We start from the raw sequence: 24,478 nt of genomic DNA, 5'->3' as shown, positions 1-24,478 counted from the left end.
CGTGAGGAACGAGCGGTTTCGAGGACGTACGCCCGCCTGGAGCCGGCAAAAGCGCCGCCGGAGGCGAACCGAGCCCCCAAAACAAGCAGCCCCGGCAGCGCGGGGGACGCTGCCGGGGCCGGTCTTGTGGGGGCAGGGCTCAGTAGGACGAACCGCCCGCGCCCAGCGACCCGGTGGGGTGCCAGACGGTCTTGGTTTCCAGGAACGCCGTCATGCGCGTCGTGCCCGGGTCCGCGTTCCAGTCGTCCACAGGCTGTGGACGCAGGACGCGCTTGAGGTTGTCGGCGGCCGCGATCTCCAGCTCCTTGGCGAGTGCCGCATCGGCCCCGGCCAGGTCGATCGCGTTGACGTCCTGGTGGGACGCCAGGTGCGGGCCCATCTCGCCGGCCTTGCCGGACAGGATGTTGACGACGCCGCCGGGCAGGTCGGAGGTGGCGAGCACCTCGCCCAGGGAAAGGGCGGGGAGCGGCGCCTTCTCCGAGGCGATGACGACGACCGTGTTGCCGGTGGCGATCACCGGGGCGATCACGGAGACCAGGCCCAGGAAGGACGAGTCCTGCGGGGCGATCACGGTGACGACGCCGGTGGGCTCGGGGGTGGAGAGGTTGAAGAACGGGCCGGCGACGGGGTTGGCCCCGCCCACGATCTGGCCGATCTTGTCGGTCCAGCCCGCGTACCAGACCCAGCGGTCGATGGCCGCGTCGACGACGACGGCCGCCTTCGACTTGGACAGGCCTTCGGCCTCGCCGACCTCGCGGACGAACTGCTCGCGGCGGCCCTCGAGCATCTCGGCGATGCGGTAGAGGATCTGCCCGCGGTTGTAGGCGGTCGCGCCCGCCCAGCCGCCGAAGGCCTTGCGTGCGGCGACGACCGCGTCACGCGCGTCCTTGCGGGACGACAGCGGGGCGTTGGCCAGCCACTTGCCCTTGGAGTCCGTCACCTCGTACACCCGGCCGCTCTCGGAGCGGGGGAACTTGCCCCCGACGTACAGCTTGTAGGTCTTGAAGACGTTCAAGCGGGTCACAGAAGACTCAACGGTTCCCATTTAGCGCTCACCCTTCGGGTGCGACGGGGCGAGGTAGCCCTCCAGGCCGTGGCGACCGCCCTCGCGGCCGAAGCCCGACTCCTTGTAGCCGCCGAAGGGCGAGGTCGGGTCGAACTTGTTGAACGTGTTGGCCCACACCACTCCGGCGCGGAGCTGGTTCGCGACCGCGAGGATGCGCGAGCCCTTCTCCGTCCAGATGCCGGCGGACAGGCCGTACTGGCTGTTGTTGGCCTTGGCGACGGCCTCGTCGGGCGTGCGGAAGGTCAGCACGGACAGCACCGGGCCGAAGATCTCGTCGCGGGCGACGGTGTGCGCCTGGGTCACGTTGCTGAAGAGCGTCGGGGCGAACCAGTAGCCGGCGGAGGGCAGCTCGCAGGCCGGGGACCAGCGCTCGGCGCCCTCGGCCTCGCCGGTGTCCGCGAGCGCGGTGATCCGGGCGAGCTGCTCGGCGGAGTTGATCGCGCCGATGTCGGTGTTCTTGTCGAGCGGGTCGCCGAGGCGCAGGGTGGACAGGCGGCGCTTGAGGGAGTCCAGCAGCTCGTCGTGGATCGACTCCTGGACGAGGAGGCGGGAGCCCGCGCAGCAGACCTGGCCCTGGTTGAAGAAGATGCCGTTGACGATGCCTTCGACGGCCTGGTCGATGGGGGCGTCGTCGAAGACGATGTTGGCGCCCTTGCCGCCCAGTTCCAGGGTGACCTTCTTGTCGGTGCCGGCGATCGAGCGGGCGATGGCCTTGCCGACGGCGGTCGAGCCGGTGAAGGCGACCTTGTTGACGTCGGGGTGCTCGACGAGGGCCGCGCCCGCGTCGCCGTATCCGGTGAGGATGTTGACGACGCCCTTGGGCAGGCCCGCCTGGCGGCAGATGTCGGCGAAGAAGAGCGCGGAGAGCGGGGTGGTCTCGGCGGGCTTGAGGACGACCGTGTTGCCGGTGGCGAGCGCCGGGGCGATCTTCCACGCGAGCATCAGCAGCGGGAAGTTCCACGGGATGACCTGGCCGGCGACGCCGAGCGGGCGCGGGTTCGGTCCGTAGCCGGCGTGGTCGAGCTTGTCGGCCCAGCCGGCGTAGTAGAAGAAGTGCGCGGCGACGAGGGGGAGGTCCGCGTCGCGGGTCTCCTTGATCGGCTTGCCGTTGTCCAGGGTTTCCAGGACGGCGAGCTCGCGGCTGCGCTCCTGGATGATCCGGGCGATGCGGAAGAGGTACTTGGCGCGCTCGGAGCCGGGCAGCGCGGACCACTTCTCGAAGGCCTTGCGGGCGGCCTTGACGGCGCGGTCCACGTCGGCGGCGCCGGCCTGGGCGACCTCGGAGAGGACTTCCTCGCTGCTGGGCGAGACGGTCTTGAAGACCTTGCCGTCGGCGGCGTCGGTGAACTCGCCGTCGATGAAGAGCCCGTAGGAGGGGGCGATGTCGACGACCGAGCGGGACTCGGGAGCCGGTGCGTACTCGAAGAGGGATGCCATGGTGATCAGTCCACCGTCACGTAGTCGGGACCGGAGTAACGGCCGGTGCTCAGCTTCTGGCGCTGCATCAGCAGGTCGTTGAGCAGGCTGGAGGCGCCGAAGCGGAACCAGGTGTTGCTCAGCCAGTCCTCGCCCACGGTCTCGTTGACCAGGACCAGGAACTTGATCGCGTCCTTGGTGGTGCGGATGCCGCCGGCCGGCTTCACGCCGATCTGGATTCCAGTCTGCGCCTTGAAGTCGCGGACGGCTTCGAGCATGAGCAGGGTGTTGGCGGGGGTGGCGTTGACGCCCACCTTGCCGGTCGACGTCTTGATGAAGTCGGCGCCGGCGAGCATGCCGATCCAGGAGGCGCGGCGGATGTTGTCGTACGTGGACAGCTCACCGGTCTCGAAGATGACCTTCAGGCGGGCGGCGCTGCCGTCGGGGCGGACGCATGCCTCCTTGACGGCCTTGATCAGCTCGTACGTCTCCAGGTAGCGGCCCGCGAGGAAGGCGCCACGGTCGATGACCATGTCGATCTCGTCGGCGCCGGCGGCGACGGCGTCACGGGTGTCCGCGAGCTTGACGGGCAGTGCGGCGCGGCCGGCCGGGAAGGCGGTGGCGACGGAGGCGACCTTGACGTCGGCGCCGTTCAGCGCGGCCTTGGCGGTGGCCACCATGTCGGGGTAGACGCAGACGGCGGCCGTCATGGGGGTCGTACGGTCGGTCGGATCGGGGTTGACGGCCTTGGCGGAGAGCGCCCGGACCTTGCCCGGGGTGTCCGCGCCTTCCAGCGTCGTCAGGTCGATCATCGAGATGGCCAGGTCGATGGCGTACGCCTTGGCCGTCGTCTTGATCGAACGGGTGCCGAGGGAGGCCGCGCGGGCCTCCAGGCCGACAGCGTCGACGCCGGGCAGCCCGTGCAGGAAGCGGCGCAGCGCACTGTCGGACGTCGTCACGTCAGCGAATGCGGTGAGGGTGGTGGGCATGGTCACCAGATGAGCATATCTACGCGCGTAGCGACCTGTCACCCCCCTCACCCGATTCCGGCCGATCCGCTACGGAATTGACACCTCCGCTCTCCGTTACCGGCCCATGACAGGAGAGCGATCAACCGCACGCACAAGATCAATACATTGCTGCCCAGCAGCCCGTCAGAAGCTCACCGGACGAAAACCGGACAGAGAAAGCGCGGCATGCGGCTCTCCTCCACGTCCCGAACCCCGCTTCCAGGAGTCGTTGTGCGAACCGCCCTCCGTACCTGCCTCGCCACCGCAGTCCTCGCCGGTGCGCTCCTCGCCCCCGCCGCGGGCACCGCGTACGCCGCCACCACCGCCGGGCAGGCTGCGGCCGTCGCCCAGGGGTCCCCCGCCGACCGGTTCTCCGGCACCCCGGTGCACATCGGGGAGGGCCTGGTGGCGGTGGTGCGCCACGAGGCGGAGGGACCGGAGGCCTGGATCCGCGCCGTCGGGCCGGACTGGAAGCCGGGCGACAACTACATGTACCGCGTGCTGACCGTGCTGGACCGGATGAACCCCGTCGACTCCGCGAACGGCCTGCGGCTGGAGATCACCCGGCCGAACTCCGCCGCGCCCCTTCTCACGGTCACGAAGGCAGGCGTCGCCACGTCCTTCCCGATGCCGCTGTCCGAGGCGGGCCGGACCCACGGCGCCGAGTGCGTCTCCGCGACGAAGCGGCTCGCTCTGCACGGGACGCTGGTCGCCGACCTGGCGACGACGCCCGACGGGCCGCAGGTGCAGCTGGTGGACGGGGTCACCAAGCAGCCCTACAACAGGCTGACGCGCACCGGCCCGGCCCTGGCGAAGGGCGACCGGACCGTCGCCCGCATCGTGAACCCGGGCGCGGCCCGGCCGTCGTTCGAGTACGAGACGCCCGGGCAGGCGGACCCCTTCGGGACCGCGCTCTTCCCGGAGCTCCCCGCGGGCTGCGCGTTCACCTACGCGTTCCAGGGCGAAGCCCCCGCCGCGAAACCGGAGGCCACGCCGACCGCGAAGCCGTCCGCCACGGCCTCCTCCTCCGCCGCCGCCGCCGACGCCCCGACGGCCCGGACCGTCGGCCAGACGTCCGTCGTGCCCGCGGGCGGTGTCGGCGCCGGGGCCGAGATCGCCGCCGAGGACACCGACGACTCCACGACCGCCTACGCCGGCGCCGGCCTCGCCGCCATCGGCGCCGGCCTCGGCGCGGCCTTCGTCGCCCGCCGCCGCGCCCGCACCCGGCGCTGACGCACCCCTCGTACCGCTCCGTCCCTCCCTCCGGCGGGCCACCTTCACGGTGGCCCGCCGCGCACGCGTCCCGCCGTGCTGGGCTGATAGGCCCACGCGGGACCGTGGGGCAGAATCGACCCCATGAGCAGCCAGCAGCCGACCGATGAACCGGTCTACGAAGACCGGGTCTACCGCTCCACCATGGGCGTCGTCTCGGGGGTGCTGCTGCTCGCGCTGACCGCGTGGCTCTGCGGGGACGCCGTCCTGCGCGGCTCCGGGAACACCCCGTGGATCGCGCTGGCGGTGGCGCTGTGCGCGGTACCGCTGATCGTGGCGTTCACGATCCGCCCGGCCGTCTTCGCCAACGACGACCGGATGCGCGTGCGCAACCCGTTCCGGATCATCGAGTTGCCGTGGGCCGCCGTGGACGCCGTGCGCGCCGGGTACTCGGCGGAGGTGCTGGCCGAGGGATCCAAGTACCAGCTGTGGTCCGTGCCCGTGTCGCTGCGCGAGCGGAAGAAGGCCAACCGCCAGCGCCTGCGCCACGAGGGGCTCCGCGACCGGGAGCAGCGGTCCCCCGGCGAGAAGGTCCGGGTCCCGGCCGAGCCGATGCGGGCCAGTGCGGACCGGATCGTCGACGAGCTCCAGCGGCTGGCCGAGCGCGGGGCGGAGCGGGCCGGCGCCCAGGGCGGTGTGCGCGTGCAGTGGTCGTACGAGATCATCGCGCCCGCCGTGGCCGGCGCGCTGCTGCTGATCGTCCTGCTCGCCGTCCGCTGACCCGGCCGACGGCCGACGGCAGGCTGTTCGTGGCCGACGGCAGGCTGCCGGGGACCGACCACCGGGCCGGTCCGTGCCCGCCGCCACACCCGCCGGGCGGAACCGGGGCCACCACGTGGTGCGTCCTCGCAGGTGTGCAGCGTATTGAGGCCGACGGCAGTCCCGCCGGCGCCACCGCGATCCCCCTCCGTCTGCGACTCCTGGCCGGGGTCCTGCTCGCCGCCCATCTCCTGGCCGTCGGCTGGCTGACCCTGCGCCCCCTCGACGTCCCCTGGGCCGCCGCCGGCAATCTGTCCCCGCTGGAGGGGATCAGGGCCGACCTCGCCCTGGGGCCGCTGGAGGCCACCCGGCGGATCGGGGAGGGGCTCGCGCTGCTGGCCCCGCTCGGAGTGCTGGTACCGCTGGTCAGCGGGCGGCTCCGGCTGTCGCGGCTGGCCCAGTGGTCCTCGCTGGCGCGGACCACCGCCGCGGGCGCGCTGGTCTCGATGAGCATCGAGATGCTCCAGAGCGGGGTCCCGGGCCGGGTCGTCGACGTGGACTCGGTGCTGCTCAACACCCTCGGCGTGCTGCTGGCGCACGCTGCCGTCGTACCGGCTCTGCGGGCGCGGATGCGCCGCTCACAGGCCGTTTATCAGGGGGACACCCCGAGGATTTCCAGGGTCGGGCTCGGCCCGTGGACCGACGTTCTGTCCGCGGTCCAGCGGGAGTATTGAGGCATCGCAAGAAAGCGGTCCCGACGAAGGAGAACCTCATGAGCGCCCTGGTCCGCCCCCGTGACGGCCGTTGGATCGGCGGAGTCTGCGCCGGACTCGCACGGCGTTTCGGAATGTCCGCGAACACGATGCGCGCCATCTTCGCGGTGTCGTGCCTGCTGCCCGGCCCGCAGTTCCTGATCTACATCGCGCTGTGGGTGCTGCTGCCGAACGAGAAGTCCACCTCGGCCGCCTGGTAGTGGCGCCGCCGCTCAGCCGGCCTTTCCGACCTTCTCCAGCTGCTTGTCGGTCACTTCCTGCGGCACCTGGACCTTCTGCTGACCGCCCGCCACGTTGAGGGCCATCAGCCGTACGACGGTGTCGCCCTCGCGTACGACGACGAGGTGGACCTGCGCCGAGACGCCCTGGGCGGCCGCGGTCGTGGTCCAGCTGACGCTCTCGTCACCGGCCGTGCGGTAGTCGGTGGCGCGGACCTCGCGGTAGCTGCCGGTCTGCTTGTCGACCGTGGCGGAGAAGCCCGTACCGCACGCGGCGACGGCCGCCTTGAGCCGGGCCATCAGCGCCTTGGCGTCGCTCTCGGAGTAGGAGCTGACGGAGGCGGAGACCGCGAGACCCGCCTGCTTCTGGGATCCGATGCCCCGGTTGACGGTCTCGCGCGCGGCGGGGTCCGGCTTGTCTCCCATGATGTCGGCGAGCGGCTGGCAGGCCTTCTTGTCGGCCTGCGGCTGCCCGTCCGGGGCGTTGGGGTTCTTGCCCTGGGCGGAGATCTGGTAGCCGGGCAGGTCGCCCTGGGCGAGCGCGGACCGCTCCAGCTTGGTGCCGCCGGTCTTCGGCGGGGCCGATCCGCCCGGGGCCGGGGACGCGGCGGGGGCGCCGGGCGCGCCGCCGGTGCCTGCCTCGGACCCCTTGGGGTCGGGGGACCTGCCCGTCGCGGGGGCCTGCGTGCTGCTGCACCCCACTGCGGCGAACAGCAGGGCGGGGACCAGCGCGACCAACGTCGCCCGTGCCTTGACTCGTGCCTTCATGCGCATGACCGAGAACCTCATACCCCGTGCGTCGGCGGGCAGTTGGTGGTGATCGTGGCACACCGCACGGCGGCACACACACCTCGTCGAAGGAGCGTGCGACCGCCGTGCGCGCGTTCGCCGTTTCGGTTCGATGTCAGCCGTTGAGGGCGCCGGTGACCGGACCCAGCAGGCCGGTGACCGCGGCGGTGGGGTCGCTCGGCTGCCCCTCTTCGGCCTTCATCTGCTGCTGGCTGGTGACGCCCTCGAGCGCGCCGGTGGCGGTGCCCAGCGCGTCGGTGATGCCGATGGCGGGAACGGCGGCGGAGGCGGTACCGGCGGCGACGGCGGCGAGGGCGGCACCGACGGCGGCGGCACCGAGGAACTTGGCAGCTGACTGCTTCATGAAAGGTATTCCTTGCGACGGGGAATTGAGCGGCTCCGCAAACTAGTCACTTCAAACCCCCGCCCGCAAACATCCGCTGATATGAGAAAGCGCCCGGAAATTGCCTCTCCCGGGCGCTTTCAGTACGTCATGCCATGGCCTATGCCGAGACAGAACCGCTGATGGAGGCGGTCTGACGGAACAGCCACTCCGACTTCAGCTCCGCATAGCCGGGCTTGATGACCTCGTTGATCATGGCCAGTCGTTCATCGAAAGGAATGAACGCGGACTTCATCGCATTGACGGTGAACCACTGCATGTCGTCCAGCGTGTAGCCGAAGGTGTCCACGAGGTGCTCGAACTCGCGGCTCATGCTGGTGCCGCTCATCAGGCGGTTGTCGGTGTTGACCGTGAGCCTGAAGTGCAGCTTGCGCAGCAGACCGATGGGGTGCTCTGCGTACGAGGCGGCCGCGGCCGTCTGCAGGTTCGAGGTCGGGCACATCTCCAGGGGGATGCGCTTGTCCCGGACGTAGCTGGCCAGGCGGCCGAGCTTGACCGAGCCGTCCTCGGCGACCTCGATGTCGTCGATGATCTTCACACCGTGGCCGAGGCGGTCGGCGCCGCACCACTGCAGTGCCTGCCAGATCGACGGCAGGCCGAAGGCCTCGCCCGCGTGGATCGTGAAGTGGTTGTTCTCGCGCTTGAGGTACTCGAAGGCGTCGAGGTGGCGGGTGGGAGGGAACCCGGCCTCGGCGCCGGCGATGTCGAAGCCGACGACGCCGTTGTCGCGGTAGCGGTTGGCCAGCTCCGCGATCTCCAGCGCGCGGGCCGCGTGGCGCATCGCCGTCAGCAGGGCGCCGACGCGGATGCGGTGGCCGTTGGCCTTGGCGCGGCGCTCGCCCTCGCGGAAGCCGTCGTTCACGGCCTCGACCACCTCTTCGAGGGTCAGGCCGGCTTCCAGGTGCTGCTCGGGGGCGTAGCGGATCTCGGCGTAGACGACGCCGTCCTCGGCCAGGTCCTCGGCGCACTCGGCGGCGACGCGGTAGAGGGCCGCCTTCGTCTGCATGACCGCGCAGGTGTGCGCGAAGGTCTCCAGGTAACGCGGCAGGGAGCCGGAGTCGGCGGCCTCGCGGAACCAGATGCCGAGCTTGTCGGCGTCGGTCTCGGGGAGGTTCTCGTAGCCGACCTCGCGGGCCAGCTCGATGATGGTCCCGGGACGCAGTCCACCGTCGAGGTGATCGTGCAGGAGCACCTTGGGAGAACGACGGATCTGATCCGGGGTCGGCAGGTTGGGGGTCTCGCTCGTCATCTGCGCACTCTACTCCTACGCGCGTAGAGCGGAGTGTCCCCTGCGGGCGTCGATATGTAACAGAGACCGCGCGGACGGATGGCGTACACCCGAAGGTCTGAGACTGTTCCGCCATGGCACAGCATGCGCCGCCGGCGCGCGGGGCCCGCCTGGGGCGGGCGGCCGGCGCGAGAACCGGCTCGGATCCGACGCGAAGCCCGGTCAACGGGGTGGTGCTCCTGCTTCCCGGGGCGTCCAGATTCTCCCCCGGTCCCCTGCGCCCGCTCGCGCGGGCGCTGGCCCGTGCGGGCGGTACGGACGGCCTGGTCACGCACGCCGTCGTCCACGGCGGGGAGTCCCCGCGGGAGGAGCAGGCACGGTGGGCGGCGGACGAGGTGGTGCGGCGCTACGGGGACGTGCCGGTGTGCCTGGCCGGCTACGACGCGGGGGGCCTGGCCGCGCTGCGGGCGGCGGGCCACGAAGCCGTCAACTCGGTTCTGGCACTGGCCCCCTGCCTGGCGGAAGGGATGCCTGCCGGCTCCCCTGAACCGGTGAAACAGCTCTCGGGGCGGCAGGTGCTGATCGTGCACGGCACGAACGACGCGCGCAGCGACCCGGAGATCTCCTTCCGGCTCGCGGAGCGGGCGAAGAAGGCGAACCGGTCGACGTGCCGGTTCGAGGTGCACTCGGACGGCCACAACCTGCGCGAGCACCAGGCGGAAGTGGTCGCGCTGGGCGTGGACTTCGTCCTGGGCGCGGTCTTCTCGGGGCGGTACTCGCGCCCCGTCACGGACGCCCTGGCCGCGCCGCCGCCGCTGGGTCTGAGGATGCCGCTGGCCTCGGGGTTCGGGAGGTCGCTGCGGGGGTGAGGCGGGCGGAGGCGGGTGGTGAGGCGCGGGCCCGCCCGTACGCATGTCGCACCGCGGGCCCGCGGCGTACCGTGAGAAGTGGACTCGGGGTGTACGCACCACTCCCGGAGGCGATCCGCCATGGCTGCGATCGACCGCAGGACCTTCGACGAGCCGGACGAGACGAGGCCGTTCGCCGGCGGCATGGGCCGACTGGATCTCGTGGACACGGGGGACGGCGCCGTGGGACGGGCCGTCTTCGAGCCGGGCTGGAAGTGGTCGGAGCACATCAAGCCGCTGGCCGGTACGGACAGCTGCCGGGCCGACCACACCGGGTACGTCGTGAGCGGCCGTATGAAGGTCGTCATGGACGGCGGGGAGAGCGCCGAGTTCGGTCCCGGCGACTACATGCGGGTGCACCCCGGGCACGACGCCTGGGTGGTGGGCGACGAGCCGTGCGTGGCGCTGGACTGGACCGGTTTCGCCGACTACGCGAAGCCCACCGGCTGACGGGTCCGCCGCCGGCCGCGCCGCGCCCCGTACGCGCGCCGGTCCGTCCGTGCCCGCCGTTCCGCCCCCTCTCGGTCGGATGGCACGGATGGACCGGCGCGACCGCGTTCCCCCTTCACGCCGTGTGACCACTGTGCCTCGCCGGCCTGTGCCGAATGGGTCCTCTCAGGCGTCGTCTTGCCGCCTTGCGGGAACACGAGGGGTTTACGAACCGGTCCGGACCGGGACGAATACGCACATGCCAGCCGAGGAGACCGGATCCTCCGGGACGCCGTCCGGCGCGACGCCCCGGGCGGCCGGTGTGTCCGGGGAGCTGTCCCCCGCCGCCCGGCGCCTGTACGCGTACGCCGTCGAGCGGCACGCCTTTGACGCCGACGAGGCCACGCGGGCCCTCGGCGTGCGCGCGGCCGCCGCGATCACCGAGCTGGCCGCGGCGCACCTGCTCCAGCGGGCGCCGGGCGGCGGGCCGGACCGGTGGAGCGCGGTGGCGCCGCGGGCGGCGGCGGCCCGGGCCCTGGCCCCGCTGGCCCTGCTCGTACGGGAGACCCACGACGAGATGGACCGGCTACGGGGCCGACTGGAGGCGCTCGTGCCCGCGTACGAGGCGGGGACCGCGCACCGGGACCTCAGCGGGGCGGGACGCCTGGAGCTGGTCACGGACCTCGGCGCCGTACGGGGGCTGATCGCGGAGCTGGCCGCGGCGTGCGAGCGGGAGCTGCTGACCTCGCAGCCGGGGGGCGGCCGTCCGCCGGAGACCCTGGAGGAGTCGATCGGACGGGACGAGTCGCTGCTGACCCGCGGGGTCCGGATGCGGACCATCTACCAGCACACCGCCCGGTACTCGCGGCCCACGGCGGCGTACGTGGAGCGGGTGACGGCGCTGGGCGCGCAGGTGCGGACGCTCGGCGACGGGCTGATGCGGATGCTCGTGTTCGACGGACGTACGGGCCTGATGTCGGTGCCGGACCGCAGCGGGGCGGCGCTGGTGGTGCGCGAGCCGAGCGTCGTGCACTTCATGACCTCGGCCTTCGAGCGGTCGTGGCTGGGGGCGGAGCCCTTCCCCACGTCGGTGAGCCCGGAGGCGGCGCGGTCGATCTCGGACGAGCTGCGGCAGACGATCGTCCGGCTGCTGTCGGAGGGCCTGGAGGACAAGGTGATCGCGCGCCGCCTGGGCATGTCGGAGCGCACCTGCCAGCGCCACATCGCGGAGATCATGCGAGCGGTCGGCGCCAAGTCCCGCTTCCAGGCCGGCTACCTGCTGTCGCCGCACCCCGCCCCGGCTCCCGCCCCGCCGGGCTGGTACGGCCCCGGTCCGCCGTAGCGGTCGCAGGAGGCGCGCAGCTCCGGGCGGCGGAGGGCGGGGAGGCGGGGGCCGTCAGCTCCGTACCGCACCCGGCGCACACGAACACGTCCGAACAGATTCCCCCAGCCCCCGGGCAACCCCGTTGGTTCTGCTGGCCGGAGGCGGGGACGGCCCTCAGTCTTCGGGGTGGCGGCCCTCCTGCGCCGCGGGCTGTTCCAGTTCGGGGATGAGGCGGCCGCGGCGGGAGAGGAGGAAGCGCTTGAACTCGGCGACCGGCGGGGTGTCGGGGTGGCCGTCGAGCCAGGCGACGCCGATCTCGCGGACGGCGCGCGGGGCGGTGACGTTCAGCTCGACCACCCCGGGGCGGGCCACGGCCGGCGGTGGCAGCAGGGCCACGCCGAGGCCGGCAGCGACCAGGCCGCGCAGGGTCTCGGCCTCCTCGCCCTCGAAGGCGACGCGGGGCGTGAAGCCGGCTTCCGCGCACAGGTCGTCGGTGATGCGGCGCAGGCCGTAGCCGGCCTCCAGGGTGACGAAGGTTTCCTCCGCCGCCTCGGCGAGGCGGATGCGCTTGCGGCCGGCGAGGCGGTGGTCGTCGGGGACGACCAGCCGCAGCCGCTGTTCGTCGAGGCGGCGGGCGACGAGGTCGGGGGCGTCCGGCAGCGGCGAGGTGAGGCAGAGGTCGAGCTCGCCGGCGCGCAGCTTCTCCAGCATGGCCTCGCCGTAGTTCTGGACGAGGGAGAAGCGCACGCGCGGGTGGTCGGCGCGGAAGGCGCGGATGAGGCCGGGTACGGTCTCGGGGCCGAGGGTGTGCAGGAAGCCGAAGGCGACCTTGCCGTAGGCCGGGTCGGCGTCCTGCTGGACGGACTCGGCGGCGTGGGCGATGCCGTCCAGGGCCTGTTCGGCGGAGGCAAGGAAGGTGCGGCCCGCCGTGGTGAGGGCGACGGTGCGGCCCTTGCGGGCGAACAGGGAAACACCCAGGTCCTGTTCGAGGCGGACCATGGCCCGGGACAGGGTGGACTGCGGTACGCCCAGTTCCTGGGCGGCGCGGGTGACGTGCTCGTGCCGGGCGACCGCCACGAAATACGCCAGCCGGGGCGCCAGCGATGTTGTCACCGCCATGTCTTCTACGTAACGGTTCGTCGACATCCACACCCCTGACCTCTACTGATGCACCAGTGGATCGATTATGGCGATTCTGTGCATTGGACGCATGAAAAACCCGGGCCTACCGTCGAAGGCATGCCTCCCGTTCATACCGGGGCACCTGTCATCCCGGGTGCCTCCACCGCGTCGTCCCCCGCACCGGAACCCCACTCCCCCGGCCGCCCCGGCTACCGCCGGATGAGCCTCGCGCTCTTCGCCGCCGGACTGGCGACCTTCGCCCTCCTCTACTCCACCCAGGCGCTGCTGCCCGCGATCTCCGACGACCTCGGGGTGACGGCGGGTCAGGCCAGCTGGACGGTGTCCGCGGCCACCGGCGCCCTCGCGCTGTTCGTGCTCCCGCTCAGCGCGCTCTCCGAGCGGTTCGGCCGCACCCGGATGATGACCTGGTCGATGGCGGTCGCCGTCGGCGTGGCGCTCCTCGTCCCCTTCGCGCCGAACCTGGAGTGGCTGGTGGTGCTGCGCGCCGTGCAGGGTGCGGCGATCGCCGGCATTCCCGCCTCCGCCATGGCGTACCTGGCGGAGGAGGTCCGGCCCCGGGCGCTGGTGGCCGCGATCGGCCTGTTCGTGGCGGGCAACTCCATCGGCGGCATGAGCGGTCGCCTGGTCACCGGCTGGGCGGCGCAGCTGGGAGGCTGGCGGGCGGGTCTGGCGGCCGTCGCCGTGATGGCGCTGGTGTGCGCGGTGACCTTCCTGGTGATGCTGCCGCGGGCGCGGTTCTTCCGCCCGGCGTCGCTGAACCCGCGCGCGGTGGGCCGTACCGTCGCCGGTCATCTGCGCGATCCGCTGCTGCTGCGGCTGTACGGGATCGGCGCGCTGTTCATGACGGTCTTCGGCGCGGTCTACACGGTGATCGGCTACCGGCTGGTGGACGAGCCGTTCTCGCTCGGCCAGGGCGTGATCGGGTCGATCTTCCTCATCTACCTGGTCGGTACGGTCTCCTCCGCGGCCGCCGGCAAGCTGGTGGCGCGTACGGGGCGGCGCGGCGCGCTGTACCTGGCCGTGACCACCACGGCGCTGGGACTGCTGCTGTCGCTGTCGGACTCCCTGGTGACGGTGGTGCTGGGGCTGGTGCTGATCACGGCGGGCTTCTTCGCCGGGCACGCGGTGGCCTCGGCCGCGGTGAGCCGGACGGCGAAGACGGGGCGTGCGCAGGCCTCCGCGCTCTACCAGTCGGCGTACTACCTCGGATCGAGCGCGGGCGGCACCCTCGGCGCCCTCGCCTACCACGAGGCCGGCTGGGCGGCCACGGTCGGCATCGCGCTGCTCGCGGTGCTCGGCGTCGTGTCGATCACCCTGTACGGGACGCACGCGGCCCGTGCGCAGCGGCGCATACCGGCTTCCGCGGTGGGCGCGCGCTGACGGGAACTTCGCTTCCGCCGAAGGCAACCCCTGCTCGTTTTCCGGGCATTCAACACGGAGAACGAAGTGCGGTGAGCAGGGGAGGACCGGATGGGGACGCGGAGGGCGCGCGGACGAGCGGGACGGCGCGCGGCGGTATGGGGCGGGGCGGTGGCGCTGGCGCTGCCGTTGGCGGTGGCCGCGGGAGGCGGTACGGCAGAGGCCGCCTCCTGCAACCCGTCCGCCGGGCCGTACCAGCGCCAGGTGGAGAAGTTCCTGGGACGGCCCGTGGACGGGAGGCAGTCGGCGGCCGACTGCACGGCCGTCCGGGCGTTCCAGAGAAGCCATGGGATCAGCCCGGCCCAGGGCTACGCCGGGCCGCTGACCTGGCAGGTGATGAGCACGATGCTGGCCCAGCGGGCGGCGGGCACCACCCCGAACAGGGCGGGTGACTGCCCGGTGAACCGGGGGCGGATCGCCTGCGTGGACCTGACGCGGCAGCTCAGCTGGATCCAGGACGGCTCCGCCTTGAAGTACGGCCCCGTCCCCGTCCGCACCGGCAAGGACGGCACGGAGACGCGGACCGGCGCGCGGAAGATCTACCTCCGCAGCATCGACCACTGGTCGACGCTCTACAACGTGTCCATGCCGTACGCCCAGTTCTTCGACCGTGGCATCGCCTTCCACTCGACCACCAAGAGCATGTGGAACCCGCCCGGTTCGGGCGGCTGCGTGAACATGCGGCCCGCCGACGCGAAGGCGTACTGGAACCTGCTCGGGAAGGGCGAGGACGTCTACGTGTACGGCCGCAAGCCGGGTACGTAGCCTCAGGCGGCCGCGGGTGCGGGGTCGGCGGAGGGGGCTGACAGCGCTTCCAACCGGCGCAGGCCGGCGCGGCGTTGGACGAGCGACAGGCCCGCCACCGCCGTGCCGAGGGCCAGCCAGCCCGCCGGGCCCGCGGCCATCACCACGCCCGTCAGCAGCAGCGGTCCGGCGGTCTTCTGGACGGACTGGGCCATGCCGGCCACTCCGAGGTACGAGCCGCGCGCCTCCCGGGGCGCGAGGGAGACGGCGAGCTCCCAGGAGCTCACCGAGCGCATCAGCTCCGCCGCGGTGGCCAGCACCGCCGCGGCGAGCAGGGCGGCGGAGGCGGCCCAGGCCCCGCCGCCGGCCGCGGCGGCCAGCAGGCCGCAGCACAGGAACATGGTCAGGCCGTAGAGGGCGACCGCTCCCGTCGCCCCGCGGGCGTCGCGGACCTTGGCCGACACGCGCAGCTGGAGGACGACGACGAGCACGGTGTTGATGACCAGGAAGGCCGGGATCAGCTCGTGCGGCGCGGTGGTGCGGCTCACCAGCCAGAGCGGGATGCCGATGCCCAGGATCGAGTCGTCGAGGTTCATCGGGATGTCCAGCAGGACGAAGCGGAGGTAGCCGCGGTCCCGCCAGGGACTCCGTCCCGCGGCCGGGGCCGGGGCCTCGGCGGCGGCGGCGGTCTCAGCGGCGGCGGTCTCGGCGGCTGCGTCGGGTACGGGTACGGGTGCGGCTGACGGTGCGGCCACGAGCCCACGGCCGCGCGGTTCCCGGGTGCGCCACACCAGGGCGGCGGCCACGAGGAAGGACAGCGCGTCGGCCAGGATGAGCACGTGGTAGGCGCCGCGGGTGCCGACGGCGAGGCCGATGGCGGCGAGGCCCGCGCCGAGCGCGTAGCCGGCGTTCGCCGAACTGCGCGACAGTGCCTGGTAGGTGACGCGCCGCTCGCCGGCGACCCGGGTGGCGAACAGCATCTCCAGGGTCTTGGCCGCCCGGTCCCCCAGGTGGGTCACGGCCACGACGCACAGCAGGAGCGCGAAGTCGGTGACGATGAGCAGCAGGCAGAGGGTGACCAGGCGCAGCAGGTGGGCGCCGATCAGCAGGGAGCGTACGGGGAAGCGGTCGGCGAGGTGGCCCGCCAGGGGCGAGCCGGCGATGCCCGCCACCCCGGACGCGCCGAGCAGCAGCCCGACCTGTCCGGCGTCGAGGCCGATGACGAAGGTGAAGTAGAGCACGCAGGCCGCGGCCCAGACGCCGGTTCCGGCGCGGTCCAAAAGCTGGGCGAGGAGCATGATCCGCGCGTCGCGGCCGCCGGGCGGCCGCCGCAGCTGGGCCACCAGGCCGGGTTCCCGCTCTTCCCGCCGTACCTTCCGGATCTCCCCGCCGCGCCGCATCCCGGCCCCTCCCCGTCCGCCGTCCGGACATCCCGGTATCCCGGTATCTCGATATCGAGATACCGGGGGAAGCCTGCCCCACAATAATCTTGACGTCAAGATACTTGATGTCGATAGATCTCGGATCCGGGCGGCTCCGCGCTTCCGGCTGCCGTTGTCGGTGCCCTCGGGTAGGTTCCGAAGGAGCCACGTACGTCAGGGGGACGGACCGCCATGAGTGACCTCGCCACCACCACCAGCGACCTCGACGCGGCGATGGACCGCTACCGGGTCGAACTCACCGGCTACTGCTACCGGATGCTCGGTTCCGCCTTCGACGCCGAGGACGCGGTGCAGGACACCTACATCCGCGCCTGGCGCAGCCACGAGAAGTTCGAGGGCCGGTCCTCGCTGCGGTCGTGGCTCTACCGGATCGCCACCAACGTCTGCCTGGACCTGCTGAACGCGGGGAACAAGCGGGCCCGTCCCATGGACCTGACCGCCCCGCAGCACCAGTCCTCCGCCGTGCTCAACCAGCGGCCCGAGGTGACCTGGCTGGAGCCCGTCCCGGACGGCCGGGTGCTGCCGCAGACCGCGGACCCGGCGGAGATGGCGCTCGCGAAGGAATCCGTACGGCTCGCCTTCGTCGCGGCGCTCCAGCACCTGCCGGCCAAGCAGCGCGCGGTGCTCATCCTGCGCGAGGTGCTGGCCTGGAAGGCGGACGAGGTCGCGCAGTTGCTGGACACCACGGTGGCGTCCGTGAACAGCGCGCTCCAGCGGGCGCGGGCCACGCTCGCCGGACAGCGGGTGCGCCCGAGCGAGTCGGCCGACCCGCTGGACGCCGAGCAGGCGCAGCTGCTGGAGCAGTACCTCGCCGCCTTCGAGTCGTACGACATCTCGCGCCTGACGACGCTCCTGCACGAGGACGCGGTCCTGTCCATGCCGCCGTTCGACCTGTGGCTGCAGGGCAAGGCGGACATCGCGGCATGGCACCTGGGCCAGGGCATCGGCTGCAAGGGCTCCCGCCTGATCCCGACGACCGCGAACGGCATGCCGGCCTTCGGGCAGTACCGGCCGCGTGAGGACGGCCTGCCCGGGCACACCCCGTGGGCGCTGCAGGTCCTGGAGGTCTCAGACGGCCGGATCGTCGGCCTCAACGCCTTCCTCGACACGGCCCGGTGGTTCCCGCTCTTCGGCCTCCCCGAGCAGCTCGACGAGTCCTACGAGGTCCAGCAGCGCGCGTAGGGCGGGCGCGGCACCGGTCACCCGCAGCGGCCGCCCCCGCGCGGTCAGCCGCAGCCGGGCCAGCACCTCCACCGCGCCCAGGCCCGGCGCGGTGACGGCCCGCGCGTCGCACTCCACCGCGCGGGCCCCGTCCTCGTACAGGCGGGCCAGGCGCGCACACAGCGTTGCGGCGTCACGCGCGGTCGGGGCGGGTCCGGTCAGCACGAGTCGGGTGGTCTCCACGAGGGGATGACTCCTCCGCCCACCGGATTTCATCGGTACGACCGGACACTGGCCTGATGCCCCCGCCCGGCCGAGGCCCTGCCTCGGCTCGAAGGTCAGGGGCGCGGGAAGCGGGAGGTGTCGATCGCCACGCCGAAGGGCTCCGGCAGCTTGACGGTCTCGCCGAACTTGCCCGACCAGAGCAGGCGGTATGTGCCGTTCGCGGGCTCGCCGTACAGGTGGATCGCGGGCTCTCCCGTCGCGTGCGGGTCGATGAGCAGATACAGCGGGATACCCGCGGCGGCGTAACCGTGGAGCTTGGCGACGCGGTCGTTGACCGCGTTCGACTTCGAGGTGATCTCGACGACGAGTTCGGCGGCGGCCCCCGGGACGTACTTGGCGTCCTCCAGGACCACCTCGTCGGGTGCCACTACCAGGTCCGGGATGAACAGCCCGCTACGGGACGGAACTGCCACGTTGAGGGTGTGGTAGATCTCGCAGTCCGGCGGCAGCACGGGCGTCAGAGCCCGCTGCACCTTGACGGCGATGTAGTTGTGGTGGTTGCCGGGCGGTGGTGCCACGGTGATGATCCCCTCGATGATCTCCACCCTGCAGCCCTCGGGCCAGTCCGTCTCCTCCCAGAGGCGGACGAGGCCCTCCCAGCTGTCGCCGCCCCGCGGCTCCTGCTGGACGGTGAGTGCGCTCATGGTGTGCTCCTCAATCGGTTCGTCACCGATCCCAGCATGCCGAACGGGACCGGCGGGGGTCCACCGGTCCCGTTCACCCGAAAGGGAAGCCGCAGGTCAGGCGATGCGGTCCAGGACGATCGGCGTGGCGGAGAAGGACGTTCCCGCCGCGGCGATGTCGAAGGAGCCGTCCAGCGCCGCCAGGGCGTAGTCGAACTTCTCCGGGGTGTCCGTGTGCAGGGTCATCAGCGGCTGGCCGGCCGTGACGGTGTCGCCCGGCTTCGCGTGCAGCTCGATGCCGGCGCCCGCCTGCACCGGGTCCTCCTTGCGGGCGCGGCCCGCGCCGAGGCGCCATGCGCCGACGCCGACACCGTACGCGTCCAGGCGGGTCAGCACACCCGACTCCGGGGCGGTGACGACGTGCTGCTCGCGGGCGACCGGGAGGGCCGCGTCCGGGTCGCCGCCCTGGGCCGCGATCATCCGGCGCCAGTGGTCCATGGCGGAGCCGTCGGCCAGGGCCTTCGCCGGGTCGGCGTCCTTGATGCCCGCCGCGTCCAGCATCTCCTTGGCCAGCGCGATGGTCAGCTCGACGACGTCGGCGGGGCCGCCGCCCGCGAGGACCTCGACCGACTCGCGGACTTCGAGGGCGTTGCCGGCGGTCAGGCCGAGCGGGGTGGACATGTCGGTGAGGAGCGCGACGGTCTTGACGCCCGAGTCGGTGCCGAGGCCGACCATGGTGCGGGCCAGCTCGCGCGCGTCCTCGATGTTCTTCATGAAGGCGCCGGAGCCGACCTTCACGTCCAGGACGAGCGAGCCCGTGCCCTCGGCGATCTTCTTCGACATGATCGAGGAGGCGATCAGCGGGATGGCCTCGACGGTGCCGGTGACGTCGCGCAGCGCATAGAGCTTCTTGTCGGCCGGGGCGAGCCCGTCGCCGGCCGCGCAGATGACCGCGCCGGTGGTGTCGAGGACGTGCATCATCTCCTCGTTGGAGAGCAGCGCGCGCCAGCCGGGGATGGACTCCAGCTTGTCGAGGGTGCCACCGGTGTGGCCGAGGCCGCGGCCCGACAGCTGCGGAACGGCCGCGCCGCACGCGGCGACGAGCGGGGCCAGCGGGAGGGTGATCTTGTCACCGACGCCGCCGGTGGAGTGCTTGTCGGCGGTCGGACGGGAGAGGGCGTCGAAGTTCATGCGCTCGCCGGAGGCGATCATCGCCGCGGTCCAGCGGGCGATCTCGGTCCGGTTCATGCCGTTCAGCAGGATGGCCATGGCCAGTGCGGACATCTGCTCGTCGGCCACGACGCCGCGGGTGTAGGCGTCGATGACCCAGTCGATCTGCTCGGGGCTCAGCTCACCGCGGTCCCGCTTGGTCCGGATGACGGAGATGACGTCCATGAGGTGCTTCCTTCTACGCGCATAGAGAGAGGGAGAGAGGGGATCAGGGAACAGCAAGTGCGACGGCCCTCCGCCCGGCAGGGGCGAAGGGCCGTCGGCACGGCTATCTCAGGTGGTCGGGCCCGAAGGCCTGCGGCAGCATCGCCGCGAGCGGCAGGACCCCGTCCGGGGTCTCCACCAGCAGCTCGTCGCCGCCGAACTCGTACAGCAGCTGTCGGCAGCGCCCGCACGGGACGAGGATCTCGCCCTTGCCGTCCACGCACGTGAAGTGCGTGAGGCGGCCGCCGCCCGTCGCATGGAGGGAGGAGACCAGGCCGCATTCGGCACACAGCCCCAGCCCGTAGCTCGCGTTCTCGACGTTGCAGCCGGTCACGACGCGGCCGTCGTCCACGAGAGCGGCGACCCCGACCGGGAAGCCCGAGTAGGGGGCGTACGCCCGCGTCATCGCTTCCCGGGCGTGCGTCCGCAGGGCTTCCCAGTCCACCGCGTGCTCCTCGGCCGCGTGCTCCTCGGTCACTTGCCCTGACCCTTGCGGTACGGCATGCCGTCCGCCTTGGGCATCCGCAGGCGCTGCGCCGACAGGGCGAGCACGAGCAGCGTGGTCAGGTACGGCGCCGCGTCGACGAACTGGCTCGGCACCTGGTCGGTCGTCGCGTACCAGACGAACAGCAGGGCGGCGAAGGCCACCGAGATGCCGGCCTGGATGTACTTCTTCTTGTAGAGCTGCCAGACGCAGACGATGACCAGCAGGATCGCGATCAGCAGCAGCATCGCGTGGACGTTCTCGGCACCGCCGCGCAGCTTGAGGCTGTCGATGAAGCCGAACAGGCCCGCGCCCAGCGCCATGCCGCCCGGCATCCAGTTACCGAAGATCATCGCGGCGAGACCGATGTAGCCGCGGCCGCCGGTCTGGCCCTCCTGGTAGATGGGGCTGGCGACCTCGGACAGGTACACGCCGCCGAGGCCGGCGAGGGCGCCGGAGACGATCACGGCGATGTACTTGTACTTGTAGACGTTGACGCCGAGGGACTCGGCGGCGATCGGGTTCTCACCACAGGAACGCAGGCGCAGACCGAAGGAGGTCCGCCACAGCACCCACCAGGTGGCGGGGATCAGCAGCAGGGCCACGATGGTCAGCAGCGAGATCTCGGTGATCAGGCCGCCGATGACGCCGGCGAGGTCCGAGACGAAGAACCAGTGCTTGGCCTGGAGGTCGGCCATCCAGTCCGAGAGACCCGGAATGGTGATCTTGGCGATGGGCTCCACCTGCGGGGACTGCTTGGAGGACCCGCCCGGCGCCTCGGCGAACGTGAAGTTCGACAGGTACTGGGTGAAGCCGAGCGCCAGGATGTTGATGGCCACACCGGAGACGATGTGGTTGACGTTGAAGGTGACCGTGATGATCGCGTGCAGCAGGCCGCCGACGGCGCCGCCGGCGATGCCGACGAGGACACCGGTCCAGGGGCCCCACTGGTAGCCGGCCCAGGCACCGAACCAGGTGCCGAGGATCATCATGCCTTCGAGGCCGATGTTGACGACGCCCGCGCGCTCGGCCCACAGACCACCGAGACCGGCGAGGCCGATCGGCACGGCGAGGGAGAGGGCGCCGGAGACCTGGCCGATGGAGGTGAGGTCGTTGGCCCCGGAGATCAGGCGGACCATCGAGACCAGCGCGAGGCCGCCCGCGATGATCAGCAGGATCCAGGGAAGGGTGAGCTTCTTGCGGGCGCCCGGCGCGGGTGCCGCCTTCTTCGTGGAAACGGTGCTGGCGCTCACGCCGCGACCTCCTTCTCGGTCTTCATGGCGTGGCCCGCAGCCAGCTCCTCGCCGACCTTCTGCTGCTGACGGCGGATGCCGTAGCGGCGGATCAGCTCGTAGGAGACGACCACCGCGATCACGATCAGGCCCTTCATGATCGTGCCGATCTCCTTGGCATAGCCGGCCGTGTCAAGGCCGGCGGACGCCTTGTCGATGAAGGCCATCAGGAGGGCGGCGAAGAAGATGCCGATGGGGCTGTTGCGGCCGAGCAGGGCGATGGTGATGCCGGTGAAGCCGACGCCCACGGGGAAGACGAGGGTGTACGTGTGGCTCTCGCCGAGCAGCACGGGCATGCCGGACAGGCCGGCGACGGCGCCGGAGATGAGCATCGCGGTGATGATCATCTTCTTGGAGTCGACACCGGAGGCCGCGGCGGCGGACTCGCTGGCGCCGCTGGCGCGCAGGTCGAAGCCGAAGCGGGTGCGGTTGAGCACGAACCAGTAGACGACGCCGAGGGCGAAGGCGATGAAGGTGAAGCCGTAGATCTCGCCCGAGTCGCCCAGGGAGAGGGCCGGGAACCAGCCGGACTGGGCGATCTCACCGGTGGTGAGGTCGTTGGAGCCCTCCACCTGCACGCCGAGGTTCTTCGGCAGGATCAGCCAGGCGATGAGGCTGGTGGCGATGGCGTTCAGCATGATCGTCGAGACGACCTCGCTCACGCCGCGCTTGGCCTTGAGGACACCCGCGATACCGGCCCAGAAGGCACCGGTGAGCATCGCGACGAGGACGATCAGCAGGATGTGCAGCGGGCCGGGCAGCGCGATGGCGCCACCGACCACGGCGGAGATCATCGCGGCGAGGCGGTACTGGCCGTCGACGCCGATGTTGAAGAGGTTCATCCGGAAGCCGATGGCGACGGCCAGGGCTGCCAGGTAGTACGTACCGGCCTGGTTGACGATGAGGACCTGGATGTCCTCGTAGCCGCCGTTCTCCACCATGATGCTCAGCGGCTCGATCGGGTTGATACCCGTCGCCGCCAGCACGATCATGGTCAGTACGAAGGCGCTGACCAGCGCGAGCAGGGGCCCGGCGATGGCGAGCATCAGCCGGTCCTTGTCGAATGTCTTCATCGGGCCTCGTCCTCCGTCGTGTCACCGTCGGCAGCGGCGGAGTGGTTGTCGGTTGCTTCCAGGTGCCCCGAGGCGGCGCCCGTCATGGCGGTGCCGAGTTCCTCGGGGGTGACGGTGGCGGGGTCGGCGTCCGCGACCAGGCGACCGCGGTAGATCACGCGCAGGGTGTCGGACAGGCCGATGAGCTCGTCCAGGTCGGCGGAGATCAGCAGCACGGCCAGGCCCTCGCGACGGGCCTCGCGGATCGCGTCCCAGATCTGCGCCTGCGCGCCGACGTCCACACCGCGGGTGGGGTGGGCGGCGATGAGGAACTTCGGGTTGTGGCTCATCTCGCGGCCGACGATCAGCTTCTGCTGGTTGCCGCCGGAGAGCGAGGCCGCGGTGACGTCGATGCCGGGCGTGCGCACGTCGTACTCGCGCACGATCCGCTCGGTGTCCTTGCGGGCCGCCTTCGGGTCGAGGATGCCCTTCTTGGAGTTGGGCGCCTCGGTGACGTGACCGAGGATGCGGTTCTCCCAGAGCGGGGACTCCAGCAGCAGGCCGTGGCGGTGGCGGTCCTCGGGGATGTAGCCGATGCCGCCCTCGCGGCGCTTGCGCACCGACATCCTGGTGATGTCCGCGCCGTCGAGGGTGATGACGCCCGCGTCGGGGGCCATCATGCCCATGAGGGCCTCGATCAGCTCCGTCTGGCCGTTGCCCTCGACACCCGCGATGCCGAGGATCTCGCCCTTGTGGATGGTGAGGTTGACGTCGTCCAGGAGGAGACGGCCGGCCTCGGCCTTCTCCAGGGTCGCGGAGTCCGGGGCGCCCGCGGGGACCAGGACCTCCGGCTCGGCGACGACGGCGTCGGAGGCGGCGACGGTCAGGCCCGAAACCTGCAGCATCGGGGTCGTGGTGACCGTGGACTCACGGGTCTCGGGCGACGGCAGCTCCGCACCGACCATCAGCTCGGCGAGCTGCTTGGGGGTGGCGGTCCTCGGGTCGGCGGTGCCGACCGTGGTGCCGCGCCGGATGACGGTGATGTCGTCGGCGACCTTCAGGACCTCGCCCAGCTTGTGCGAGATGAAGATGACGGTCAGGCCCTCGGACTTGAGCTCGCGCAGGTTGTCGAAGAGCGCGTCCACCTCCTGCGGCACGAGCACGGCGGTCGGCTCGTCGAGGATGAGGATCTTCGCGCCGCGGTAGAGGACCTTGAGGATCTCCACACGCTGGCGGTCGGCGACGCCGAGGTCCTCGACGAGGGCGTCGGGGCGCACGCCGAGGCCGTACGCGTCCGAGATCTCCATGATCTTCTTGCGGGCCTTGGCGCCGATGCCGTACAGCTTCTCGCCGCCGAGAACGACGTTCTCCAGGACGGTGAGGTTGTCGGCGAGCATGAAGTGCTGGTGCACCATGCCGATGCCGCGGGCGATGGCATCGCCGGGTGTGCTGAAGGCGACCTGCTCCCCGTCGATGGCGATGGTGCCCTCGTCCGGCTTCTGCATGCCGTAGAGGATCTTCATCAGGGTCGACTTGCCGGCGCCGTTCTCACCGATCAGGGCATGGACCGTGCCCTTGCGGACGGTGATCGCGATGTCCTTGTTGGCGACGACGCCGGGGAAGCGCTTGGTGATGCCGTGCAGTTCTACGGCGGGGGGCGGGCTGGACGCGTTGATGACGCACTCTCCTTGGCGCGAAAGGAGCGGAAGGCAGGGAGGACAGGGCGGGGAGTGAAAGTATCGCGTCCACGATGCTTCTACGCGCGTAGCACTGTCGGAAGTGAAAACTCGCGGCCACAAAGGCTGCTTGGTCACAGACTAGTGATCACAGAATGAGGCTCGGGGCCCGGGAGCGACATCGGTCG

25 protein-coding genes are annotated in these 24,478 nt (G+C 71.5%); 10 read left to right on the top strand and 15 right to left on the bottom strand.

Annotated features, from left to right (window positions below; translation table 11 throughout):
- Nucleotides 1-139 precede the first annotated feature (139 nt).
- From NRK68_RS21085 to deoC, 3 genes are read right to left on the bottom strand one after another with little or no spacing between them, the layout of a single operon-like run.
- Nucleotides 140-1,045 (bottom strand): aldehyde dehydrogenase family protein, encoded by a 906-nt coding sequence (locus NRK68_RS21085; protein ID WP_257856421.1) that lies wholly within the window; start codon nucleotides 1,043-1,045, stop codon nucleotides 140-142.
- Nucleotides 1,046-2,503, bottom strand: coding sequence for an aldehyde dehydrogenase family protein (locus tag NRK68_RS21080; protein WP_257856420.1), 1,458 nt, complete (start codon nucleotides 2,501-2,503; stop codon nucleotides 1,046-1,048).
- A 5-nt stretch (nucleotides 2,504-2,508) separates the two neighbouring features.
- Nucleotides 2,509-3,471, bottom strand: a complete 963-nt coding sequence (gene deoC, locus NRK68_RS21075) for a deoxyribose-phosphate aldolase (RefSeq protein ID WP_030896165.1) — start codon at nucleotides 3,469-3,471, stop codon at nucleotides 2,509-2,511.
- A gap of 252 nt (nucleotides 3,472-3,723) precedes the next feature.
- Between deoC and NRK68_RS21070 the strand changes: the two genes are divergently transcribed.
- The 4 genes from NRK68_RS21070 (at nucleotide 3,724) to NRK68_RS21055 (ending at nucleotide 6,436) form a co-directional block, all read left to right on the top strand.
- Nucleotides 3,724-4,725, top strand: coding sequence for a hypothetical protein (locus NRK68_RS21070; protein WP_257856419.1), 1,002 nt, complete (start codon nucleotides 3,724-3,726; stop codon nucleotides 4,723-4,725).
- A 123-nt stretch (nucleotides 4,726-4,848) separates the two neighbouring features.
- A complete protein-coding gene (locus NRK68_RS21065; protein ID WP_257856418.1) occupies nucleotides 4,849-5,484 on the top strand; it encodes a PH domain-containing protein in 636 nt (211 codons plus the stop codon).
- Between the two features lie 143 nt (nucleotides 5,485-5,627).
- Nucleotides 5,628-6,197, top strand: a complete 570-nt coding sequence (locus NRK68_RS21060; RefSeq protein WP_046779425.1) for a VanZ family protein — start codon at nucleotides 5,628-5,630, stop codon at nucleotides 6,195-6,197.
- Between the two features lie 38 nt (nucleotides 6,198-6,235).
- Entirely contained in the window at nucleotides 6,236-6,436 is a 201-nt protein-coding gene (locus NRK68_RS21055; RefSeq protein ID WP_030964393.1) for a PspC domain-containing protein, read from the top strand.
- Nucleotides 6,437-6,448: 12 nt separating this feature from the next.
- On the opposite strand, the gene NRK68_RS21050 is transcribed toward NRK68_RS21055, so the two are convergent.
- From NRK68_RS21050 to NRK68_RS21040, 3 genes are all read right to left on the bottom strand, one after another.
- On the bottom strand, nucleotides 6,449-7,222 hold the full coding sequence (locus NRK68_RS21050) for a hypothetical protein (RefSeq protein WP_257856417.1): 774 nt from the start codon (nucleotides 7,220-7,222) through the stop codon (nucleotides 6,449-6,451).
- Between the two features lie 136 nt (nucleotides 7,223-7,358).
- Nucleotides 7,359-7,607 (bottom strand): hypothetical protein, encoded by a 249-nt coding sequence (locus NRK68_RS21045; protein ID WP_030964396.1) that lies wholly within the window; start codon nucleotides 7,605-7,607, stop codon nucleotides 7,359-7,361.
- A gap of 139 nt (nucleotides 7,608-7,746) precedes the next feature.
- Complete coding sequence (locus tag NRK68_RS21040) at nucleotides 7,747-8,895, bottom strand: adenosine deaminase (protein WP_257856416.1); 1,149 nt, start codon at nucleotides 8,893-8,895, stop codon at nucleotides 7,747-7,749.
- Between the two features lie 113 nt (nucleotides 8,896-9,008).
- Here NRK68_RS21040 and NRK68_RS21035 point away from each other — a divergent pair, with 113 nt between their 5' ends.
- The 3 genes from NRK68_RS21035 (at nucleotide 9,009) to NRK68_RS21025 (ending at nucleotide 11,553) form a co-directional block, all read left to right on the top strand.
- The gene (locus NRK68_RS21035) at nucleotides 9,009-9,743 is read left to right on the top strand and encodes an alpha/beta hydrolase (RefSeq protein ID WP_257856415.1); all 735 of its coding nucleotides are present in this window, start codon (nucleotides 9,009-9,011) and stop codon (nucleotides 9,741-9,743) included.
- A gap of 120 nt (nucleotides 9,744-9,863) precedes the next feature.
- Nucleotides 9,864-10,232, top strand: a complete 369-nt coding sequence (locus tag NRK68_RS21030; protein ID WP_183066833.1) for a cupin domain-containing protein — start codon at nucleotides 9,864-9,866, stop codon at nucleotides 10,230-10,232.
- Between the two features lie 238 nt (nucleotides 10,233-10,470).
- Nucleotides 10,471-11,553 carry a helix-turn-helix transcriptional regulator gene (locus NRK68_RS21025; protein WP_257856413.1) on the top strand — a complete coding sequence of 361 codons (1,083 nt, stop codon included), beginning with the start codon at nucleotides 10,471-10,473 and terminating at the stop codon, nucleotides 11,551-11,553.
- Nucleotides 11,554-11,709: 156 nt separating this feature from the next.
- On the opposite strand, the gene NRK68_RS21020 is transcribed toward NRK68_RS21025, so the two are convergent.
- Complete coding sequence (locus NRK68_RS21020) at nucleotides 11,710-12,681, bottom strand: LysR family transcriptional regulator (protein ID WP_257856412.1); 972 nt, start codon at nucleotides 12,679-12,681, stop codon at nucleotides 11,710-11,712.
- A gap of 93 nt (nucleotides 12,682-12,774) precedes the next feature.
- Here NRK68_RS21020 and NRK68_RS21015 point away from each other — a divergent pair, with 93 nt between their 5' ends.
- Nucleotides 12,775-14,058, top strand: coding sequence for an MFS transporter (locus NRK68_RS21015; protein ID WP_183066835.1), 1,284 nt, complete (start codon nucleotides 12,775-12,777; stop codon nucleotides 14,056-14,058).
- Nucleotides 14,059-14,148: 90 nt separating this feature from the next.
- Complete coding sequence (locus NRK68_RS21010) at nucleotides 14,149-14,862, top strand: L,D-transpeptidase family protein (RefSeq protein ID WP_183066836.1); 714 nt, start codon at nucleotides 14,149-14,151, stop codon at nucleotides 14,860-14,862.
- A 2-nt stretch (nucleotides 14,863-14,864) separates the two neighbouring features.
- Here the strand turns inward: NRK68_RS21010 and NRK68_RS21005 are convergent, their stop codons facing one another.
- Nucleotides 14,865-16,241 (bottom strand): MFS transporter, encoded by a 1,377-nt coding sequence (locus NRK68_RS21005; protein ID WP_257856411.1) that lies wholly within the window; start codon nucleotides 16,239-16,241, stop codon nucleotides 14,865-14,867.
- Nucleotides 16,242-16,454: 213 nt separating this feature from the next.
- Between NRK68_RS21005 and NRK68_RS21000 the strand changes: the two genes are divergently transcribed.
- Entirely contained in the window at nucleotides 16,455-17,465 is a 1,011-nt protein-coding gene (locus NRK68_RS21000) for a sigma-70 family RNA polymerase sigma factor (protein WP_183066837.1), read from the top strand.
- On the opposite strand, the gene NRK68_RS20995 is transcribed toward NRK68_RS21000, so the two are convergent.
- The 7 genes from NRK68_RS20995 to NRK68_RS20965 all read right to left on the bottom strand — a co-directional run bounded on the left by NRK68_RS20995 (nucleotide 17,352) and on the right by NRK68_RS20965 (nucleotide 24,290).
- On the bottom strand, nucleotides 17,352-17,687 hold the full coding sequence (locus tag NRK68_RS20995) for an STAS domain-containing protein (protein ID WP_308296236.1): 336 nt from the start codon (nucleotides 17,685-17,687) through the stop codon (nucleotides 17,352-17,354). The two genes, NRK68_RS21000 and NRK68_RS20995, sit on opposite strands and share 114 nt — an antisense overlap.
- A 95-nt stretch (nucleotides 17,688-17,782) precedes the next feature.
- Entirely contained in the window at nucleotides 17,783-18,373 is a 591-nt protein-coding gene (locus NRK68_RS20990; RefSeq protein WP_183066839.1) for a Uma2 family endonuclease, read from the bottom strand.
- A gap of 96 nt (nucleotides 18,374-18,469) precedes the next feature.
- Entirely contained in the window at nucleotides 18,470-19,747 is a 1,278-nt protein-coding gene (locus NRK68_RS20985) for a thymidine phosphorylase (RefSeq protein ID WP_183066840.1), read from the bottom strand.
- A 103-nt stretch (nucleotides 19,748-19,850) separates the two neighbouring features.
- Entirely contained in the window at nucleotides 19,851-20,264 is a 414-nt protein-coding gene (locus tag NRK68_RS20980; RefSeq protein WP_183066841.1) for a cytidine deaminase, read from the bottom strand.
- Nucleotides 20,261-21,523 (bottom strand): ABC transporter permease, encoded by a 1,263-nt coding sequence (locus NRK68_RS20975; protein WP_257856409.1) that lies wholly within the window; start codon nucleotides 21,521-21,523, stop codon nucleotides 20,261-20,263. The genes NRK68_RS20980 and NRK68_RS20975 overlap by 4 nt, the downstream gene beginning before the upstream one ends.
- Nucleotides 21,520-22,635, bottom strand: a complete 1,116-nt coding sequence (locus NRK68_RS20970) for an ABC transporter permease (protein WP_183066843.1) — start codon at nucleotides 22,633-22,635, stop codon at nucleotides 21,520-21,522. The genes NRK68_RS20975 and NRK68_RS20970 overlap by 4 nt, the downstream gene beginning before the upstream one ends.
- The gene (locus tag NRK68_RS20965) at nucleotides 22,632-24,290 is read right to left on the bottom strand and encodes an ABC transporter ATP-binding protein (protein ID WP_183067099.1); all 1,659 of its coding nucleotides are present in this window, start codon (nucleotides 24,288-24,290) and stop codon (nucleotides 22,632-22,634) included. Before NRK68_RS20965 ends, NRK68_RS20970 begins: the two co-directional genes overlap by 4 nt.
- Nucleotides 24,291-24,478: the final 188 nt, after the last annotated feature.

Origin of the sequence: Streptomyces yangpuensis (assembly GCF_024666385.1) — a bacterium.
Taxonomy (GTDB): Bacteria; Actinomycetota; Actinomycetes; order Streptomycetales; family Streptomycetaceae; genus Streptomyces; species Streptomyces yangpuensis.
Note: the sequence above shows the minus strand (reverse complement) of the source record. Positions and strands in the feature narration are given on the sequence as shown.

What these genes read in the sequence shown, in the direction of transcription:
- NRK68_RS21085 (WP_257856421.1), bottom strand. Translation starts at nt 1,045, where the DNA reads ATGGGAACCGTTGAGTCTTCTGTGACCCGCTTGAACGTCTTCAAGACC.
- NRK68_RS21080 (WP_257856420.1), bottom strand. Translation starts at nt 2,503, where the DNA reads ATGGCATCCCTCTTCGAGTACGCACCGGCTCCCGAGTCCCGCTCGGTC.
- deoC (WP_030896165.1), bottom strand. Translation starts at nt 3,471, where the DNA reads ATGCCCACCACCCTCACCGCATTCGCTGACGTGACGACGTCCGACAGT.
- NRK68_RS21065 (WP_257856418.1), top strand. Translation starts at nt 4,849, where the DNA reads ATGAGCAGCCAGCAGCCGACCGATGAACCGGTCTACGAAGACCGGGTC.
- NRK68_RS21055 (WP_030964393.1), top strand. Translation starts at nt 6,236, where the DNA reads ATGAGCGCCCTGGTCCGCCCCCGTGACGGCCGTTGGATCGGCGGAGTC.
- NRK68_RS21050 (WP_257856417.1), bottom strand. Translation starts at nt 7,222, where the DNA reads ATGAAGGCACGAGTCAAGGCACGGGCGACGTTGGTCGCGCTGGTCCCC.
- NRK68_RS21045 (WP_030964396.1), bottom strand. Translation starts at nt 7,607, where the DNA reads ATGAAGCAGTCAGCTGCCAAGTTCCTCGGTGCCGCCGCCGTCGGTGCC.
- NRK68_RS21040 (WP_257856416.1), bottom strand. Translation starts at nt 8,895, where the DNA reads ATGACGAGCGAGACCCCCAACCTGCCGACCCCGGATCAGATCCGTCGT.
- NRK68_RS21035 (WP_257856415.1), top strand. Translation starts at nt 9,009, where the DNA reads ATGGCACAGCATGCGCCGCCGGCGCGCGGGGCCCGCCTGGGGCGGGCG.
- NRK68_RS21030 (WP_183066833.1), top strand. Translation starts at nt 9,864, where the DNA reads ATGGCTGCGATCGACCGCAGGACCTTCGACGAGCCGGACGAGACGAGG.
- NRK68_RS21025 (WP_257856413.1), top strand. Translation starts at nt 10,471, where the DNA reads ATGCCAGCCGAGGAGACCGGATCCTCCGGGACGCCGTCCGGCGCGACG.
- NRK68_RS21020 (WP_257856412.1), bottom strand. Translation starts at nt 12,681, where the DNA reads ATGTCGACGAACCGTTACGTAGAAGACATGGCGGTGACAACATCGCTG.
- NRK68_RS21015 (WP_183066835.1), top strand. Translation starts at nt 12,775, where the DNA reads ATGCCTCCCGTTCATACCGGGGCACCTGTCATCCCGGGTGCCTCCACC.
- NRK68_RS21010 (WP_183066836.1), top strand. Translation starts at nt 14,149, where the DNA reads ATGGGGACGCGGAGGGCGCGCGGACGAGCGGGACGGCGCGCGGCGGTA.
- NRK68_RS21005 (WP_257856411.1), bottom strand. Translation starts at nt 16,241, where the DNA reads ATGCGGCGCGGCGGGGAGATCCGGAAGGTACGGCGGGAAGAGCGGGAA.
- NRK68_RS21000 (WP_183066837.1), top strand. Translation starts at nt 16,455, where the DNA reads ATGAGTGACCTCGCCACCACCACCAGCGACCTCGACGCGGCGATGGAC.
- NRK68_RS20990 (WP_183066839.1), bottom strand. Translation starts at nt 18,373, where the DNA reads ATGAGCGCACTCACCGTCCAGCAGGAGCCGCGGGGCGGCGACAGCTGG.
- NRK68_RS20985 (WP_183066840.1), bottom strand. Translation starts at nt 19,747, where the DNA reads ATGGACGTCATCTCCGTCATCCGGACCAAGCGGGACCGCGGTGAGCTG.
- NRK68_RS20970 (WP_183066843.1), bottom strand. Translation starts at nt 22,635, where the DNA reads ATGAAGACATTCGACAAGGACCGGCTGATGCTCGCCATCGCCGGGCCC.